Raw genomic sequence first — 15,217 nt, 5'->3', positions numbered from 1 at the left:
GCGGCATGGAGATCATCCTCTGCGCGACGCAATCCCATCTGGCCACGGCATGGCGAGATCGCATCGGCTCCAGGCTGGCGGCCACAGTGCGGGTGGTGGAGGGGGACATCCTTTCCCTGGACGTGGCTGCTGTGGTCAGCCCGGCCAACAGTTTTGGTTTTATGGATGGCGGGTTGGATGGTGTGTACACGCGCTGTTTCGGCCCGCAGCTCCAGCAGCGTCTCCAGCGTATGATCCGGGAGCAGGCTGGCGGTGAGCTGCTGGTGGGGCAGGCATTGCTGGTGGAGACCGGGCATCCGCACATCCGTTGGTGCATCAGCGCACCGACCATGCGCGTGCCCACCCTGCTGGATACGCCTCTCCCGGCCTATCTGGCCACACGCGCTGCGGTGCGCTGTGCGCTGGATGCCGGTCTGGAAAGCGTGGCCATCCCGGGCATGGGGACGGGGACGGGCGGTCTCGCCCCCCGGGAGGCCGCCGCGGCCATGCTCTGGGGTATCAGGGATGCCCTCTACCCACCAGTCTTCCCGGCCTCGCTGGCGGACGTTTTGTCGTTCTAGGAGCACAAGATGGAACCACACGAAGCATCGGCCAAGGAACGCGGTGAGGGCGTCCTTTTCGAGCGCGTGCGACGCATCACCGGCTATCTGGTGGGCACGCTTGATCGTTTCAACAATGCCAAGCGTGCTGAGGAACGAGATCGGGTAAAACATGTAACGGGAGGGGATCTGGATGACCGAGGCTGAAAGCAAAAAAATGCAATCTCTGGAGCAGCAGGTGGCAAGTCTTGAGGCTCAGATCGATTACCTTGTCGGAGTCCTTGATATAAAAGCTCCCTACTGCGATGAGTGCGAGTACAGGGATGAGCTCGTGGAAGAACCCGAAGAGGCGGAGACGTGGTGTCCCTACGATGATGATAGGGACGGCTGCGCTCGTGGGTGGCGCTGGGAAGCCCGCAATGCTGTAGAGGGGAGAGATGGATAGACAACTTTCCCGTACCGCAGGGACTGGCAGCTCCATCCGTATCATCGAGGACCAGTACATCACGGCGCCCACAGGCGCCGGGGGTGACGGCATCACCGTCTATGGCAGCGATGGGCTTGTGGTCATCCGCCGCTGTGTGGTGGATCTGGGCAGCTGGCCGCTGAAGAGGCTCGACGAGGGCCTCTCCGGGGTGGACGGCGCCCGGGCCGTGGTGCGCGAGACCCGCTTGGCCAGGGTAGGCAAAGGGGTCCTGTGGGGCAACGGCGATTACCCAGAGACGGACCCAGGCGCGGAGCTGGTGCTGGAGGACTGTATCGTGCGCGACATCGGACGCCGTGCCCCGGAGGCACAGGATGGCGTGCGTGTGACCATGAGGCGTTGTGTGATCCGCAACTGGGGCATCCGCAGCAGGTTCTCAGTGCGCGCCTTTGCGGCATGGGCGCATGACGGGGCCAGCATCTTGGCCGAGGACTGTGTTTTCTGGCAAGATCGTTTTCTGCAGGCCGGTCTGTGGGGCTTTGTTGTCGATCTGGCAAACTGGATCGGATGGTCCTGGAACCGACGGGACCGGAATCCCCTGCACTGGCTCCTGCCCGGCGTCTGCCGCGGCCTGACCGCCAGCCAGGGCGGAACGGTCAGTGCCGCCCGCTGCTATAAAAACCGCTGGTGGATACGTCTCTCCGGACACGAGGGACCGCGCATGGGCAAAAAAGAGGCCCTTGCCCTCATGGCGGATCTGGAGGGCAGACTGCTATAGGCCTCCTGCAAGGAGGCTTTTATGGCTGCAAGCAAACGACGCCGTGCGGCCCTGACCGTGCGGCAGTTGGCAGAGGACTATGTGACGCACCAGCTGACCAGGCCGGTAACACAGATCAGTACCCGGCATCATCTGGCCACGATACTGGCCATGTTCGGCGGCTGGCAGGCCCGACGCGTGGGAGCAAGGCAGATTCAGGAGTTTCTGGCCGCCCAGCGCGAGCAGGGAGTTATGTTGACCACCGCCACGCACCGGGCGCGACTACTGCGCACTGTTTTTGCCTGGGGCGTGGAGACCGGCAGACTGCAGGCATCCCTGCTGGCCGGGATGCCTGCAGAAAATGAGACATCCCCAGACAATATGAGAGATCTTACTCAACTACCCGAGGATTGACAGCTTTCTCATCAGGCAAGTGTTGCTGTTGTGTCGAGCTGTCCATGCGGTCAAGGCCGTAGGCGGTGTCGATAACTTTTTTTATCTGGGGGTCAACAAGCAGGGTACGTGGAATGGGGCCTTGATAGCCAGAAAAAGCGGAGAGGATCTCCTTTTCTGGGGCACCTGTAAGAAGCTTGAATTTGATTTGATATTCAAAAATATCGGGCGTTATATACCTGAGTAAATTGAAGTTATGGAACAAGTAATTAGCTTGTCGTATATATTGATTATTGTCAGTTGTTTTTGATGCAAGAGTATAAAGAGCATCGAGCAAAATTTTACATTTTTCGTTGTTAGGATTTTGCAGAGAAATAGTTGCCCGCATGTATTCGCTAGACTTAACTAAAAGATCTAAATCTTTCTTTTCATTATTATATATAAAGTGATATATGCCTCCAAGTAGACTTAAGGCATTTGATCTCATTTTTGTCTCTTTTAATTCTTCGAGAATAGTAATGCATTCATTAAGGTCTTTTTCTGACAATCTATTATAAAATTGATTTTCTTTATAAATAAATACCGCATACTCATATTTGGCTTCATCATTGATATGCCTTATGCTATCAAGGATATCATGTCCTTTTTTCCAGTAGGTAGCAGCATTATTTATATCATGATATGCAAGAGTTACAAATACATCTGCGTATTGTTTGTAAAAAGTAATACGGTCTCTTTGAGGAATCGTTGTGTCACTTTTTATAAGTTTTTCAGCTTCAGCAAATAATTCTTTTGAACGCTGTATTGAATTTAGATTGGATCTTTTAGGCTGGTTAAATTCCTGCATAACAATGCATCCCCACCGGTGATATAATTCAAAACTTTCTTTTGTGTTTTTTATTTTTGTATATATCCATTCAATATAAGAAAAAAATGCGTCTCTCTCATTTTCATCAAGGCTATTTATATTAATTGTCCCCAATGTAAGGTCAATAAAAGTAAAAATGATGTTAATGGCTTCTTTTGGAATGTTTTTTAGATATTTTTTGCTTTCAAAAAGTTTCTTAACATTGTGGGTATCATCGGCAAATATTAAATGCAAAAGGCAGCAATAAAATATGGCATCAGCAGCATTCGCATCATGTTCAAGTACTTTTTTCCATAAGGTCAATGCTGTTTCATAGTTTTTATTATACAACTCTAAAAGCGCATCCGCCCGTCTGGTATTGTTGCTTGATTTATCTTCAGCAACAGTTTTTGCCTTTTCAATGAGTTCATCGGACATGCCCATCGACATAATCTTTGAAAAGTCCTTACTAACGATGATTTGTTGTGAGTTTTTGCTTACTTCTTCTACCTTTTTAGCTGATGTTTTTTCATGTTCCTCAATTTTTTTTAGTAATAATTCAGCTTTTTCTTCCGCATTTTTTAGCTTATCATTGACTACAGTATATCCTGCAAAAACTGCCATCAACCCCATAACGAATGTCGAAATAGATATGGCAAAGCCTGCGCCAATTGTTATTTTTTCAAACATAGAAAGATGTTGGCTTTGGACTTGTGCAGGGTTTCGTCTTCCCATATCGTTTCCTCTTACAGTAAGTGCCTATGGTTACTCATTCAGGCAAGATGTCTATTACGCTGCTTGCTCCTACTCCGCCGCGCACAGGGCCTGCGTCCAGGCGTCCTCTGAAACGATGGCGATGCCGCGTCCCTTGGCGTTGAAGTCCAGGGCCTGCTGGATCTTGCGGCCGAAGGTGGAATGCATCCAGTCCTCATTGCCCAGCGAACCGATGACCAGGTAATCCAGGCGGGTGGTGACTTTGTCCTGCGGTGTGCCGCCCAGGCGGGCCACGGCTGCCTGGCAGTCCTTGCGCTGGCCAAAAGCGAAGGTTCCGGTAAAGCAAAAGGTCTTGCCCGCAAAAATGATGTCGGGAGCAGGCTGCGTCAGGGGCAGGGCACTGGCAAAGTTGACGGCCTTTCCGGCCGCGGGTTTCCCGCCGATCAGATCCCGCAGGAGTTCAAGCAGTTCCTGCCGTTCTTCCGCATCGATCACGCCGTCCGCCAGCATGGCACGGACGCGCTTGTTGAGCACGTCGAACGGCCAGCAGGTGAGGTGCTCGTTCTCCTTGAGCCAGCGGATGAGAAAATCCGCTTCCAGTTCATTGACGACGCCGTCGGCCACGAGGCCGCGCGCGATGCCGATCAGCTCGGAAATTCCGCGATCTTCGATGCGCTGGCTGCATTCATGAAAGTGTTCGCCCTTCATGTGCTGTGCTCCTTTTTTTCCTTTTTCTTGACACGCCCCCGGCTTTTTAGCAACCTGAAGTCCCAAACAACTACAGGCGTCACCGTCGCCTTTGCTGTGCCCCACACGGCAAGAAGTGCGGTCTTTTTTGTTCTTGCCACCAGAGCGCCTCTGAGGGGTGCGGGTATATATTGGCAAGGCGACGTCCGGTATCCGTGAGGACCGGCGGCTGTAGTTGGCCGGGGAGCGTCGCCTTGCCTTTTTTATTCCCCAATTCCCTTAACAACTACGAGGCCCGTATGTCTGACATTTCTCTGTCCCCCCTGCTGGACATCGAAAGCAATCTCTCCCCCTTGCCCGACCGTTTGCGCCTGCTGGCCGAATGTGTAGAAGATGAGCGCACGCCCTACATCGATGCCGTGTCCGGGCTGCTGCTGGAAAGCGCGGCCCGCATCGAGAGCCAGCTGGAGCAGTTGCGCGCCCTTTGCCATTTGCTGCCTGCCCAGGCCGAGCGCGGGGTGCACCATGCCTGAACGCCTGATGCCCTTTGCCTTTGAGGAACAGCTGGTGCGCTGCCGCCTGGATGAACGCGGCGAGCCCTGGTTCGTGGCCAAGGATGTGGCCCTGGCCCTGGGCTACCAATGGAACGGTCTAAAAAACATCCAGCATATCCCGGAAGAATGGAGAGGGGTGGAATCTGTTTCCACCCCTTCCGGGACACAGACAATGCTCACCTTGTCCGAGCAGGGCCTTTATTTTTTCGTGGCCCGCAGCGACAAGCCCAGGGCCTTGCCTTTCCAGAAGTGGCTGGCCGGTGAGGTCCTGCCCAGCCTGCGGCGCACGGGGCGCTATTCCCTGCCGGAAGCCGGAGAGGAGGCCCCGGACCTGCCCGCCATCCCCGAGATGTACGCCCTGCGCCCGGCCATGCGGCAGCGCCTGTGGCAGGATGCCCTGCAGACGGCCCGTCTGGACAACGGCGGTTCCGCAGCGGCGGTGCGCTGGTTCGCCCGCCTGTGCCGCATGGTCACGGCCCGGCCCGTGGATGTGCGTGAACCCGGCCGGGAATGCGCCGCCCGCATCCTGCGCTTTGCCGATGAGGAATGCCGCCGGGACGCGGGCGGGCGCGTCAACGCCAGCCGCCTGTATGAAGCCTTTGCCCTCTGGTGGTGCGCCCACTTCGCGGACACCGTGCCCGCCATCCATGTCTTCGGCCGGGTCATGCCCGCGCGTTTCGCCAAGGTCAAACGCGGCGGCAAGACCTGGTATCTGGGCCTGAGCCTGTCGCAATAGGAGGCCGCCATGAATACCCAGCCCGAAGAAGGCCCCCTTGCTGATCTGGTCGCCGACCTGATGCAGCCGCTCATGGCCTATGCGGCCTTGCTGGAAAAAGCGGGCAACGCCAGCCAGAGCAAGCTGGTCTGGGCCCTGCTGGAAGACCACTACCGCAAGCTCACGGCCCTGCTGGAGCAGGTGCGGCAGCAGGCCCCGGACGTGGCCCTGGAAACGCCCCGCTGGAAGATGTGATGCAAGAGCCCCCTCCCTGACATACAGGAAGGGGGCTCTTTTATTTAAGAAATTGCTGTTAGGGACGGTTATCCCCTAAAGTGGATTGCAATTCCAACGCCTTGGCCTGCAGCACCATGATACAGTTCTAGCGTTCCTTCATGCTCTAATATTTTGACTATACATGCTAATTCGGAACCATTTAACGTAACATCAGGTAAAGCTTCTCTAATAGCATCAGACAAACTTTTATTTGTAGGTTCAGCACCTGTTATAGTACAGACGCCAATTCCATCAATTTCGGCGACAATTTTTTTCCATTCCTTATGCGAAATCTTTCTAACCGTTCCATCTTGTTGCTGAATAATGACCCCTCCCGCTTTTCGTTCATAGGAAAAGGGACTGGGCTGCCCGCCTGCACGACAAAAAGTATAAAGGTATTTCATGGTGCCATCTTCCTTTTATTAGGTTTCTTTATCACATATATATTATTGAATAAATATTATAACATCTACTGCATCACCATCAGATCATATTCGGCCTGGAACCACGGGCAGTCCCCGGCATGGATGCAGCCGGGGCTTCTTTTTCCGCTTGCGCGGCGGCCTGCTGTTCCAGCAGGGCGATGATCTTGTCCTTGGCCTGGTGCAGCTCCTGCTGTAAACGCCGGTTTTCTTCTTGCAGGACCAGCAAGCGCTGGACGAGTTCCTCGTTTGCCGGCTCCTCCCGGCTGGCGGCCAGTTCCTGCCTGGCCATGCCCGTGATGTGTTCCAGGAGCGTCGCCCAGCTGCCGTCGCAGTCCCGGACCATCTGTTCCGCTGCCTCGATGACCCTGGCGGGCGGCACAGGCTGGTCCGCAGGCGTTCCCAAGCCGATGACGGCCGGCCCCTCCTCAAAATAGAGCCATTGACGCGAAATACGCGGAAATTCCTTCAGGATGGCAGGCAGCAGCGGCCACAGCTTGTGCTGCCTTTCTGCATTGAGATATCCGGCCCAGGTGCTTTGTTTCAGGCCGATGGCCCGGGCGAAGGCCGTTTCTGAAAGATGCATGAGGGCGGCGCATTTTTTGACGCGCTCGTAGAGTTCCATGCTTTCCTCGCTTATAAAAACGAGAAATGGGATTGACTGCTATCCCAAAACTCGATAACACTTTTTCCAGAACGATTTTACAAACGACTTCCCAAATTATTTTTCATTGTCTTTAGCAGGAGGATTTTTCAATGGCAATGTCCAGGAAAGAAATGCTCCGGCGCTGGATGCACGAATGGAATCTGACCTACAGCGATTTCGCCAAGCGCCTGGGTGTCTCTGTTTCCGGGGCTTTCCATCTGCTGAACCGGGAATCCATCCCCAGGGAACGCCATGCCGCCTTGCTGGCCCTGGGAGTTCCGGAGGACCTTTTGCCCCCCGTGACGGAGAAAAAGGTCAGGAAGGCCATTTTTCCCTGTGACCAACCTAACGGCGCAGAAAGAGCGAGTCACGCCATTCTGGCGGAAAATGTAGCATCATGAGCGACTATCCAAGCGTGACCGCCCTGATGCAGCGGGTGGTCAAGGAGGCGCGCAACGGCGTCCCCCCAAAGGCGGTGGCCCACATCCTGGGCCTGGAATACGGGACGCTCATGGCGCAGCTTGGGCGGCGCAGCAATCACAAACTGGATGCGGATCTGCTGCTGCCGTTGATGGAGATCACAGACAGCCATGCGCCGCTGCACCTGCTGGCGGAGGCGATGGGAGGATTTTTTGTCCTGATGCCCGATGTGATGCATCCCGGGCATACGGTCCAACGGCAGTGCATGGCATCCGTCAAGAAATTCGGCGACCTGATGCAGCGGGTCGCCGGAGCCCTTGAGGATGGCACTATAGATGAAGATGAGCGGCGCGAGATCGTGCGCTGCGGCTATGAGGCCCAAACAGCTATCCTGGCCCTGCTGCGCGTCGTGGAGGACGCGGCGGAACAGGGGGCCAAAAATAAAGGCCTCCGATCCGATGCAGCGGATCGAAGGCCCCAACTCCCAAAGGAGTTACGCGATGATGGAACGACCCTATGCCAGAGCCCCTCGGGCTGTCAACACCTACCTCGTCCGTCTCGGAGGTGAGGCGCGGCGCATCCGTTGCACCCATCAGGACCTGATCGCCTGGCTGCGTCTGATGATGAGCCCCAGGGAAGAGAGAAAGGAGGAGGTACCCGCCATATGATAGACGTCATGATAATCACCGGGGCGGTATTGTTGCTTTGGGCAGCCAGGCAGCTTTTCTTCCTGTACCGGCACAGGCGCTATATCCGCAGGCTGAAACAGCTTGAGGCGGAGATCGAGCATCTGCCGCCTACCCTGTCTGCCCATCTCATCCACCTGCATAAGATCAACGCCCTCTGGGAGCAGAGAAAGAAGGAGTGGTGATGTCGCACCGATATTTTTCTGACGACAGAAAAGCCGAGATCCGCGCAGGTGTTGTGAAATTCCTGGACAGCCAGTTTGCCGATGACAGGACCTGCGGCGTTTTTGGTCTGATCGTCACGCTGCGCGATGACGGCAAGCATCAGAAGGTCACTTACATGTCTGGATGCATGAGTGACGGCACCGTGCAGGAGGCCGGGCAGGAGGCTCTGCAAGACATCCTCGACCGTCTGCGCACGTTCCCCTATCTGGGGGGTCGTCGCAAAGCGCATTAGGAGGCTCCATGAGACAGCAATTCGTCCCCCCGGAGCTGGCTGCGCGGTCCCTCGAGACCTTCGGGCTCGAAGATCGTCTGCTCCTCCTGCAGGAAGAGGCCGGTGAGCTCGGTGTGGCCATCTCCCATTTCAGACGCGGCCGCTGCGGCGCATGGCAGGAGGTCATGGAGGAGCTGGCCGATGTGCTGGTGGTGGCGGAACAGGTCTGCGCCTGCCAGGGCGTGGCAGAGGATGTCACCAGTCAGGCAAGGGCTAAAGTGGCCAGGCTGGAAAGCCTGCTGGCGCAGGTGCAGTGATGGCCAGGCTTTCTCCTGAAGAGCGGGCCAAATTGCGGGCCGTAGCGGATATGATCCCAGACCTGCCGGAACTGCGCCAGGCCCAGAAGTGCAAAGTGGCCATCTCGGTGCTGTTCCACGTCCTGCGTGTCTGGAAACCTGTCTGGGAACATGCCGCTCCGGAGCAATACACCAAGATCTGCAAATGGCTGGCCGTCGTGGCCACGGCATTCGCCCGCCATGCCATCACGCGGCGGCGCGAGGTCGAGTATGCCCTGCAGAAGATGGAGGGGCGTCTTCGCCCCTACCTCAAAAAAACGGCCGGCCTGTCTCCGGAGCGTCGGGCTTTCCATGCAGGAGCTCTGCTGACCGCGGCTTTGGCCCTGATGGACGGGGCCAGAGCCACCTGCCCGCTTTATGCTCGCACGGCAGCCTGGCGCTACGTCTGTCAGACAACGGATACCCTGGTTACAGCGATGATGGCCGAATTCCCTGGCTGCGATGAGCTCGGGACGGAAATCTATCTGGACATTTCACGATAAGAGGTCGGTATGTCGGAAAAGATCGATTCAGAAAAAAAAGCGCAGATCAAGGCGAGCATAGCTTCTGATCTGGATTCATTGCTGGATGGCGACTGCTCTGCCTTCCTGTGCGTCATGATAGGCCGGTACCCCGGTGGGGCGACACGCATCCTGTCCTCAGTGACCGGCGGGGTACCGGCCGGGGACATCATAAACTACGGGGCCAATGGCATCGCAGCGTTGATGGCCCAGGCGGCCAAAATGCAAAAGGAAGATACCGCGCCGGCCAATGCCACCACGCATTAAAGGAGAAAAATATGACGATCAATCTCGGTCAGGAAGAAAAACAGCGAATGGCTGGCCCTGTCCCCGGCGGCAGTATGGCTTTGGTGAAAATCACGTTGTCGGAAGCCAAGACACCTGATTGTCCAGACACGCCCTACATCGGTGTCGGGGGCAATTCAGGCCTGCTCTTCCTGGCTTGCCAGATGGAGGTCCAGTGCGGGCCGTATGAGGGGGTGACCTGGTGGGAGAACATCACGTTGCCCACTTCCAGCCAGACCAATGATGTGAGCCAGGATCCGAACTGGCAAAAAGCCTGCCGGATCGGTGGACGCCTGCTGCGGGCCATCCTGGAGTCCGCCCGGCGCGTCACACCTTCCGATACGTCTCCCGGAGCCGAGAAGAGACGGCAAATCCAATCGTGGAAAGATTTTGATGGCCTGCTGTTTGCTGCAGAGCTGGGGATTTATGAGGACCACTATCAGCGGGATCGCTCTGGACGCACCTGGTATCGCAACAACGTCCGGCGTGTGATCTGCCAGGGGCATCCCCGCTATGCCGCCATCATGCGCAGGCAGTTCTTCATCGGCCATGAGCTCCCCGAAAGACGCGAGGCATACCAGTCGCAGAATCAGCCTCCCTCCGGTGGCTGGGAAGATTTTCCCCCGGAGGGCTTCTAGGAGTATTCCCCCATGAGCCGTATCACCGTCATTCAATGTAATGGGTGCGGCAAGCGTCTGCGTGGCCACCGGCACTGGCCACGCAGACGTGACCTGTACCGCTTGGGGTGGATTGTAGCGGGCGATGATACGCACTACTGCCCAGCGTGTGCCATAAGCAAGGAGCTCCGTAATGTCGCAGGAAGCCGGAACCAGACTGGTACTGATCTCCCCTGATGAGCTGGAAAAACTTGTCAGCACGACCGTCCACCGAGCAGTTTCTGCAGCTCTCCAGGGAACAAGCACCAAAACGGTCATGACAGAAGCAGAAGCTGCGGACTACCTCGGTTTTGCCCAAAACACGTTGCGCCAGTGGCGTGTGGAAGGGATCGGACCGAGATACTCCAAGCCTGCCGGTACGGCCGTTCGTTACCTGAAGGAGTCCCTGGATGCATGGCTGGCCGCTGGGCAGACAGTTACCGCTTCTCATCATCTGCGCGGTTGAAAATCTTGCTGATGCGCTCCATCGTGGATTTTTTTTCGTCATCCATCAGATGGGTGTAGCGGCGGCTCATTTCAAGGGAACTGTGCCCGAGCAATTCCGCAATCATGGCCTGACCTGCGCCTGAGCAAGCCAGCCAGCTGGCATAGGTGTGTCTGAGACTGTGGAAAACGATGCGCTGGCGTCTGTCGGTTATTTTTACAGGATGCTCGATGCCGTTCGCATCGCGAAAGGTATCGCCGGTGTCATTGAGGCCGAGATAGTCTACGGCACGTGAGAAACTGTCGGAGACGTTCGTCATCTTTTTTCCATCCCGAGCCGGAAATACCAGAGCATTGGCAGGTCTGGCAGGCAGATCACGCAGTGCATCGATGAGCTCTGGAGTGAGATAAGCATGGCGGGCACGTCCATTTTTGCTTTCGGCGATGTAAAGGAGTCCCTGTTGGAGATTGATGTCCATATGCCGGATACCGGCGATCTCACTGAACCGCAATCCACATTGCAAGCTGATCAGGGCCATCAGCCAGGTTTGATGGCTGCGGCGGTGCAGCTCCGCCAGAAGGGCACGTGCTTCCTCCGGCTGGAGGAAGCGTTCTCGTCTGTTATCCAGTCTCGGCATGGAGATAGCGTCGAATGGCAGAGGTCCGTCATACAGGCCCCAGGCAACCATCCTGCGCATGATCCTGCGGATCAGGCCTACCAAGTGGCGGATGGTCTGGGCAGACAAGCCCTGAGCCGTCAGGCTGGCCATGAATCTGTCCAGGGCGTATGGGGAGATTTCCTGCAGCAAGGAGCGTCCAAAGACGGGGCGGACATGGGCGTCATACATCCACTGGTCGGAGTCGTATCGTTTGCCCTTCGCTTTCATCCAGTCGTCTCTATACGTTTCCCAGGCTCTGTCCAGTATAAGGCTGGCCTGCTGCACGGTGAGGGGAGAGCTTTCGCCTCTGCGGATAGCTTTGGCTTCGGAGATCAACCGCAGGCGTTCCTGGTGCGCAAAGGCTGCCGTGATCCCTTCACTGGCCCAGCCGATATCGCGTCGAATCCTTTTACCTTGAGCATCGCGGTAATCAATCGTAAAGCAGAGATCAGGCTTGCCTCGATGGCGGCGCTCTGGACTCTCCCTGACCTGTACGCCCTGATATCGGGTGGACCTGCGCGCCAGCCTTTTGCGACCATCCTGCGACCGATTTTCATCCTTTTCGACCATTTTGCGACCCTTCAGCTATGTGTATGTATGCAGTCTGGAAATAATTATAGATATATTTCTAACAAGATATGCAACGTCATCGCTGTATATGCAAGCGCGTGTAGCCTGATGCCCAGCTTTGGGAGCAGGGGGTCGCTGGTTCGAATCCAGTCGCTCCGACCATACATAAAAACAAGCGGTCAGCTGTAACAGGCTGGCCGCTTTTTGTTTTTTCTGCTGCGAAGATCTGTTTGAGGGCACAGGAGCAGACCTGCTCCGCATCGGGGCAGGCAGGACAGTGCCGCATCTGCCCGGCGGCTGCCGCGGGGGAAGGACGGGGGGATGCCTGTATCCGCCGGAAGGCGTTTGGGGGTAAGTCCCGCAGGGATGCAGCGTCAGTACGCTGCGCCTTCAGGCAAAAAGAAAGGGCAGCCGGCTTTGCAGCAGGCTGCCCCGGCTCTTAGGCTCCGGCAGGGACTTTGGCAATGGCGCTGCAGTCTTCTTTATCGAATGCTGCCGCAAGCTTGAAAAGGCGAAAGGCTTCTTCCGACAAGGGAAGGGAAAGCCCCTGGCTTTGGGCGCTGGCAAGAGCGATGGACATATCTTTCCGAAGCAGGGCAAGAGCAAAGGTCGGACGGTAGTCGTCTGCGACCATTTTGTTGAAGTTCCTTTCGAATTGCGTCGACCCACCGGCGCTGACGGCCACGACCTGCTGCAGGGTCTCCATGTCGAGCCCGGCCGACTGGGCAAAGCGGTAGAACTCTCCCACAGCGGCAAGGTTGATGGCTCCCAGCAGGTTGGTCATGGCCTTGATGAGCTTGCCGTTGCCAATCTCTCCCAGCTGGAAGACACGCTCGCTGATGGCGGAGAACACGCCCTCAGCTGCGGCAAAGGCGGCGGGATCCCCCGCGCCCATGATGGTCAGGGTGCCGTCGATGGCCTTGGGAAGGGCCCCCGTGATGGGCGCGTCGATAAGTCGGACCTGTTTTTCGGCAAAGAAGCGGGCCACTTCACGGACGATCTCGGGCGAGCAGGACGTCATCTCGATGATGATGGTCCCGGGCCTGATGGCCTCGAGCATGGCCTGATTCAGATAAAGATCTCTGACGGCGGCATCGTCAGGGACGACACTGATGACGAACTCTGCATCCCCCACGGTCTCTTGCAGCGTCTCATGGATGCAGGCTCCGTATTCCTGGACGGCCAGCGGGCCGTCCATGTGGCCGTTATGGGGCAGGACATGGAGATGATGCCCGGCCTTGAGCAGATTGATGGCCATGGGGACGCCCATGGTGCCCAGTCCAAAGAAGGCGATTTCAGCCATAGTCGTATCCCTTTTGTCACCGGCGGACATGCCTGAGCAGGAAGTCCCGTGCCGTGCGATAGATGGTGAGCCTGTCGGGGCTCGTCGGTGTCTCGGCCGTCGCAGGGGCAAAATTGTGTTCCCCGTTGATGACGGGCAGCTCTTCCCAGTCCAGGCCCAGCGATCTGGCGTAGCGGAAAAAGTCGGCAGCGTGATCGGGCGTGACCAGGGAATCTGCCGTACCGTAGACGAGCAGGGCCGGGGCCGATCCGGCATGGAGATAGCTGCGGGGGCTGCTTTCTTTCCAGAGCTCCCTGTCATGGAGGCGCTGGGGGGAAAGCAGGCACTGCATGCAGTAGCGTATGCGGCCGTCTCCGGTCTCATCGACTTTGCGGTCCCCGGACTCCACGATCCAGGCGGTGTCCAGGACACCGGAAAACGATACGGCGGCCGCAAGATCGACATGCAGCGAGGCCAGCTTGGGCGCATCCTTCCAGCGTTCTGTCTCGCTGGCCATCATGATGGCCGCATAGCCGCCCGCAGAAGAGCCCGCCGCGAAGATGTTCCGGGGATCGACATGATACTGGTCCGCATGTTTGATGAAAAAGCGTGCGGCGTCGCAGCAGTCCGTGAGCTGGTCCGGGAACACGGCATGTTCCCGCAGCATGCGGTACTCCACGGCAGCGATCTGCCAGCCATGACCGTTGATAAGGTCGGCCCCGACCGTATTGAGGAAACGGGGGACGATCTCCGTTTTTTTGCTCTGCCTGAACCATCCGCCCCCGTGCAGCAGCAGGAGCAAAGGCCCCGGCAGACCGGAGGGCCTGGCGGGGCCGTACAGGTCCAGGAGCAGACGGTGCCCTCCGCTCGTCTTGTAGACGATGTCTTCCGTGCATTGGACGGAATCAAGGAATTCTCTGCTGATCATGTGACCTCCTTTCCAGTCTGGAGGGCTTGCTGGAAGGCGCCTGCCCTCCCGCAAGGAGCGGACTAGTCCTCGATGCGCAGCAGGCGGGCCGCATTGCCGTAAGCGACTTTGTACAGGCTTTCGGGCTTGTCCCGCAGGGCGATCTCCACCTGGGCATAGGCATCGGCGATGGTGGTGAAGGGATAGTCCGTACCAAGGAGGATCTTGTCGTCGCCCATGACCTCGACGGCATCGGCGATCTTGGCGGCGGAACAGAAGGTCGTATCCGTATAGATCCTGTTCAGGCCGGCAGTCTTTTCCGCCAGTTCCCAGACGTAGTTGTTGACGCAGTGGGCGGCGATCAGGTCATAGTCCGGGAACATGTGGGCCACGGTGATGAAATCGTCCAGGCCGCCGTATTCCGGGGTCTCCTTGTAGGGCTGGCCAAAGGTGTAATAGTGGCTGACCCCCACATGGAAGAGCACGGGCAGGCCCGCATTGCCGAAGAGCTCGATGCAGGCCAGCGTGCGGGGATCGGTCATGGGCAGGTTGGAAAGCACACTGTGGATCTTCAGGCCGCGTGCGCCGTTGGCGATGTCCTGACGGAGCTTTTCCAGGGTCTCGTCCTGGGGCAGGGAATAATCGGGGCAGGAGAAGGGCAGGATGCGCGGATCCAGGCGGGAGGCCGCAAGGTATTCGTCGAAGCTCGTATAGGGAAGGATGGGCAGGGCCACGCTGTATGCGGCCTGGACGTCATCCATGCTCTTGCCGAGGTTTTCGCAGGTGGCGTGGACCAGGCGGTTCTGGCCTTCGCGCATGCGGTCCTGGAGCTGTTCCGCCGTCCTGCCTTCCGCCTTGAAGACGAAGCCGTCGCGTGCGTTCTGGGCGAAGCTGTCGTCGATATGGTCGGGGCGCTGCAGGCGGGTCCGGAAGGTGATGTTCTGTCCGCAGAAAATGTCGCCGAGGTGGGCGTGGATGTCGATGATCTTGTTCATGGTAGGCTCGTTGTCGAAAGGTGGTTGCACTGGACGGGCAGGCGGGC

25 protein-coding genes are annotated in these 15,217 nt (G+C 57.3%); 17 read left to right on the top strand and 8 right to left on the bottom strand.

The window, feature by feature from the left end:
* Positions 1 to 5 precede the first annotated feature (5 nt).
* Genes Q4I12_RS00885 through Q4I12_RS00865 form a run of 5 tightly spaced genes read left to right on the top strand, consistent with a single transcriptional unit; the run spans position 6 to position 2,134 of the window.
* A complete protein-coding gene (locus tag Q4I12_RS00885; RefSeq protein ID WP_302260085.1) occupies positions 6 to 560 on the top strand; it encodes a macro domain-containing protein in 555 nt (184 codons plus the stop codon).
* 9 nt (positions 561 to 569) lie between these two features.
* Complete coding sequence (gene nrdD, locus Q4I12_RS00880; protein WP_302260084.1) at positions 570 to 746, top strand: anaerobic ribonucleoside-triphosphate reductase; 177 nt, start codon at positions 570 to 572, stop codon at positions 744 to 746.
* Positions 733 to 984: a hypothetical protein gene (locus Q4I12_RS00875; RefSeq protein ID WP_302260083.1), complete on the top strand. Its 252-nt coding sequence runs from the start codon at positions 733 to 735 to the stop codon at positions 982 to 984. The genes nrdD and Q4I12_RS00875 overlap by 14 nt, the downstream gene beginning before the upstream one ends.
* On the top strand, positions 977 to 1,741 hold the full coding sequence (locus Q4I12_RS00870) for a hypothetical protein (protein ID WP_302260082.1): 765 nt from the start codon (positions 977 to 979) through the stop codon (positions 1,739 to 1,741). The genes Q4I12_RS00875 and Q4I12_RS00870 overlap by 8 nt, the downstream gene beginning before the upstream one ends.
* 21 nt (positions 1,742 to 1,762) lie before the next feature.
* Positions 1,763 to 2,134 carry a hypothetical protein gene (locus Q4I12_RS00865; RefSeq protein WP_302260080.1) on the top strand — a complete coding sequence of 124 codons (372 nt, stop codon included), beginning with the start codon at positions 1,763 to 1,765 and terminating at the stop codon, positions 2,132 to 2,134.
* On the opposite strand, the gene Q4I12_RS00860 is transcribed toward Q4I12_RS00865, so the two are convergent.
* Together Q4I12_RS00860 and Q4I12_RS00855 are read right to left on the bottom strand one after the other, a co-directional pair.
* Complete coding sequence (locus Q4I12_RS00860) at positions 2,112 to 3,695, bottom strand: hypothetical protein (RefSeq protein WP_302260078.1); 1,584 nt, start codon at positions 3,693 to 3,695, stop codon at positions 2,112 to 2,114. The genes Q4I12_RS00865 and Q4I12_RS00860 overlap by 23 nt on opposite strands.
* A gap of 69 nt (positions 3,696 to 3,764) precedes the next feature.
* The gene (locus tag Q4I12_RS00855) at positions 3,765 to 4,382 is read right to left on the bottom strand and encodes a BRCT domain-containing protein (protein WP_302260077.1); all 618 of its coding nucleotides are present in this window, start codon (positions 4,380 to 4,382) and stop codon (positions 3,765 to 3,767) included.
* A 278-nt stretch (positions 4,383 to 4,660) separates the two neighbouring features.
* Here Q4I12_RS00855 and Q4I12_RS00850 point away from each other — a divergent pair, with 278 nt between their 5' ends.
* Genes Q4I12_RS00850 through Q4I12_RS00840 form a run of 3 tightly spaced genes read left to right on the top strand, consistent with a single transcriptional unit; the run spans position 4,661 to position 5,885 of the window.
* Positions 4,661 to 4,894 carry a hypothetical protein gene (locus Q4I12_RS00850; protein WP_302260075.1) on the top strand — a complete coding sequence of 78 codons (234 nt, stop codon included), beginning with the start codon at positions 4,661 to 4,663 and terminating at the stop codon, positions 4,892 to 4,894.
* Positions 4,887 to 5,651: a BRO-N domain-containing protein gene (locus Q4I12_RS00845; protein ID WP_302260073.1), complete on the top strand. Its 765-nt coding sequence runs from the start codon at positions 4,887 to 4,889 to the stop codon at positions 5,649 to 5,651. The genes Q4I12_RS00850 and Q4I12_RS00845 overlap by 8 nt, the downstream gene beginning before the upstream one ends.
* A 9-nt stretch (positions 5,652 to 5,660) precedes the next feature.
* The gene (locus Q4I12_RS00840) at positions 5,661 to 5,885 is read left to right on the top strand and encodes a hypothetical protein (RefSeq protein WP_302260071.1); all 225 of its coding nucleotides are present in this window, start codon (positions 5,661 to 5,663) and stop codon (positions 5,883 to 5,885) included.
* A gap of 68 nt (positions 5,886 to 5,953) precedes the next feature.
* Here the strand turns inward: Q4I12_RS00840 and Q4I12_RS00835 are convergent, their stop codons facing one another.
* Entirely contained in the window at positions 5,954 to 6,310 is a 357-nt protein-coding gene (locus tag Q4I12_RS00835) for a hypothetical protein (protein ID WP_302260069.1), read from the bottom strand.
* A gap of 79 nt (positions 6,311 to 6,389) precedes the next feature.
* Entirely contained in the window at positions 6,390 to 6,953 is a 564-nt protein-coding gene (locus tag Q4I12_RS00830; RefSeq protein WP_302260067.1) for a hypothetical protein, read from the bottom strand.
* Positions 6,954 to 7,090: 137 nt separating this feature from the next.
* On the opposite strand from Q4I12_RS00830, the gene Q4I12_RS00825 reads away from it, so the two are divergent.
* The 9 genes from Q4I12_RS00825 (at position 7,091) to Q4I12_RS00785 (ending at position 10,779) form a co-directional block, all read left to right on the top strand.
* Positions 7,091 to 7,375, top strand: a complete 285-nt coding sequence (locus Q4I12_RS00825) for a helix-turn-helix domain-containing protein (RefSeq protein WP_302260065.1) — start codon at positions 7,091 to 7,093, stop codon at positions 7,373 to 7,375.
* Positions 7,372 to 7,962 (top strand): phage regulatory CII family protein, encoded by a 591-nt coding sequence (locus Q4I12_RS00820; protein ID WP_297159161.1) that lies wholly within the window; start codon positions 7,372 to 7,374, stop codon positions 7,960 to 7,962. Before Q4I12_RS00825 ends, Q4I12_RS00820 begins: the two co-directional genes overlap by 4 nt.
* A gap of 96 nt (positions 7,963 to 8,058) precedes the next feature.
* Positions 8,059 to 8,265: a hypothetical protein gene (locus tag Q4I12_RS00815; protein ID WP_302260063.1), complete on the top strand. Its 207-nt coding sequence runs from the start codon at positions 8,059 to 8,061 to the stop codon at positions 8,263 to 8,265.
* Positions 8,265 to 8,537, top strand: a complete 273-nt coding sequence (locus Q4I12_RS00810; protein ID WP_302260061.1) for a hypothetical protein — start codon at positions 8,265 to 8,267, stop codon at positions 8,535 to 8,537. Before Q4I12_RS00815 ends, Q4I12_RS00810 begins: the two co-directional genes overlap by 1 nt.
* Positions 8,538 to 8,545: 8 nt before the next feature.
* Positions 8,546 to 8,833, top strand: coding sequence for a nucleoside triphosphate pyrophosphohydrolase family protein (locus tag Q4I12_RS00805; protein WP_302260059.1), 288 nt, complete (start codon positions 8,546 to 8,548; stop codon positions 8,831 to 8,833).
* A complete protein-coding gene (locus tag Q4I12_RS00800; RefSeq protein ID WP_297159168.1) occupies positions 8,833 to 9,354 on the top strand; it encodes a hypothetical protein in 522 nt (173 codons plus the stop codon). The genes Q4I12_RS00805 and Q4I12_RS00800 overlap by 1 nt, the downstream gene beginning before the upstream one ends.
* A 9-nt stretch (positions 9,355 to 9,363) precedes the next feature.
* Positions 9,364 to 9,639 carry a hypothetical protein gene (locus Q4I12_RS00795; RefSeq protein WP_297159170.1) on the top strand — a complete coding sequence of 92 codons (276 nt, stop codon included), beginning with the start codon at positions 9,364 to 9,366 and terminating at the stop codon, positions 9,637 to 9,639.
* A gap of 11 nt (positions 9,640 to 9,650) precedes the next feature.
* Complete coding sequence (locus Q4I12_RS00790; protein WP_297159172.1) at positions 9,651 to 10,295, top strand: hypothetical protein; 645 nt, start codon at positions 9,651 to 9,653, stop codon at positions 10,293 to 10,295.
* A 172-nt stretch (positions 10,296 to 10,467) separates the two neighbouring features.
* On the top strand, positions 10,468 to 10,779 hold the full coding sequence (locus Q4I12_RS00785; protein ID WP_302260054.1) for a helix-turn-helix transcriptional regulator: 312 nt from the start codon (positions 10,468 to 10,470) through the stop codon (positions 10,777 to 10,779).
* On the opposite strand, the gene Q4I12_RS00780 is transcribed toward Q4I12_RS00785, so the two are convergent.
* The 4 genes from Q4I12_RS00780 to Q4I12_RS00765 form a co-directional block, all read right to left on the bottom strand.
* On the bottom strand, positions 10,751 to 11,986 hold the full coding sequence (locus Q4I12_RS00780; protein WP_302260052.1) for a tyrosine-type recombinase/integrase: 1,236 nt from the start codon (positions 11,984 to 11,986) through the stop codon (positions 10,751 to 10,753). The two genes, Q4I12_RS00785 and Q4I12_RS00780, sit on opposite strands and share 29 nt — an antisense overlap.
* Before the next feature lie 439 nt (positions 11,987 to 12,425).
* Complete coding sequence (locus Q4I12_RS00775) at positions 12,426 to 13,289, bottom strand: NAD(P)-dependent oxidoreductase (protein ID WP_302260050.1); 864 nt, start codon at positions 13,287 to 13,289, stop codon at positions 12,426 to 12,428.
* Between the two features lie 16 nt (positions 13,290 to 13,305).
* A complete protein-coding gene (locus Q4I12_RS00770) occupies positions 13,306 to 14,196 on the bottom strand; it encodes an alpha/beta hydrolase (protein ID WP_302260048.1) in 891 nt (296 codons plus the stop codon).
* A gap of 62 nt (positions 14,197 to 14,258) precedes the next feature.
* The gene (locus Q4I12_RS00765; RefSeq protein ID WP_302260046.1) at positions 14,259 to 15,170 is read right to left on the bottom strand and encodes an amidohydrolase family protein; all 912 of its coding nucleotides are present in this window, start codon (positions 15,168 to 15,170) and stop codon (positions 14,259 to 14,261) included.
* Between the last annotated feature and the right edge of the window lie 47 nt (positions 15,171 to 15,217).

The sequence above is a fragment of the Desulfovibrio piger genome, assembly GCF_951793255.1.
Classification (GTDB): Bacteria; Desulfobacterota; Desulfovibrionia; order Desulfovibrionales; family Desulfovibrionaceae; genus Desulfovibrio.
Note: the sequence above shows the minus strand (reverse complement) of the source record. Positions and strands in the feature narration are given on the sequence as shown.